1 pseudogene is annotated in these 230 nt (G+C 40.4%); it reads right to left on the bottom strand.

The annotated features are described in order from the left end of the window. Positions 1–230 (bottom strand): annotated as a pseudogene (locus HMPREF9441_RS18755) (PL29 family lyase N-terminal domain-containing protein); the annotation flags it as partial.

The raw sequence follows: 230 nt of genomic DNA, 5'->3' as shown, positions 1-230 counted from the left end.
CGTTAGAACCATTTTGTCCGTTGGTTCCATCAGTTCCTTTAGCTTTGATATTTGTTTTTTGTCCGTTTACTACCCAATAGCCATCAGCTGAAATAGTAGGAGTAATGCCGTCTTTTCCGTCCTTTCCATCTTTACCATTAGTTCCGTTAGAACCATTTTGTCCGTTGGTTCCGTCAGTTCCTTTTGCTTTGATATCTGTTTTTTGTCCGTTTACTACCCAATAGCCGTCA

It is taken from the genome of Paraprevotella clara YIT 11840 (genome assembly GCF_000233955.1).
GTDB classification, from domain to species: Bacteria; Bacteroidota; Bacteroidia; order Bacteroidales; family Bacteroidaceae; genus Paraprevotella; species Paraprevotella clara.
This window is presented reverse-complemented; position numbering and strand designations above follow the sequence as displayed.